The 595-nt window shown below is 63.9% G+C and carries 1 protein-coding gene; it reads left to right on the top strand.

All coding sequences use genetic code 11. The annotated features are described in order from the left end of the window. The first annotated feature begins 310 nt into the window (after nt 1–310). A complete protein-coding gene (locus tag BKY26_RS16020; RefSeq protein WP_071691389.1) occupies nt 311–556 on the top strand; it encodes a PepSY domain-containing protein in 246 nt (81 codons plus the stop codon). Nucleotides 557–595 lie beyond the last annotated feature (39 nt).

Genomic DNA, 595 nt, shown 5'->3' with positions numbered 1-595 from the left:
GGTACGACAACGAATGGGGCTTCTCGGCGCGCATGGCCGATGTGGCCGCCCATATGGGCCGCATGCTGAACTGATCAGCCCTGCCAGACCGCATCGGAACGCCCGCCCTCGCAGCGGGCGTTTTTTGTTGCGTTTCACCCCCCTGCCCGCATCAACCCCGGTTCATGGCGCTAAACCTTTGGCCCAATCCGGCCGGTGTGAACCGCAGGTGGATGGCCCCGGCCGCCACCGTCCCCTTTCTGTTGGTCACGGCCCCGCCAAACGGGGGTCACCCAAGACCCAAGACCAACCTCAAGAAAGGATATATCCCATGAAACGCACTGCCATCGCTCTCGCCCTTCTGCTGCCCTCCACCGCGGTTTTCGCCTCGGGCAGCCCCGTTGCCCAGGACGTGCAGGACCAGATCACCGCGCTGCTGACCGCCGATGGCTACGAGGTTCGCTCGATCCAGATGGAAGACGGCAATTACGAGGCCTATGCCATGCGCGACGGCGCCCGGTTCGAGGTCTATCTCGACGAGAACCTGACCATCCTGCGCGTGGAAGAAGACGATTGATCTCGTCCCGAAAGGGGGCAGCCAACGGGCTGCCCCCAC

It is taken from the genome of Nioella sediminis, from assembly GCF_001879695.1.
Taxonomy (GTDB): domain Bacteria; phylum Pseudomonadota; class Alphaproteobacteria; order Rhodobacterales; family Rhodobacteraceae; genus Nioella; species Nioella sediminis.
This window is presented reverse-complemented; position numbering and strand designations above follow the sequence as displayed.

What these genes read in the sequence shown, in the direction of transcription:
- BKY26_RS16020 (WP_071691389.1), top strand. Translation starts at nt 311, where the DNA reads ATGAAACGCACTGCCATCGCTCTCGCCCTTCTGCTGCCCTCCACCGCG.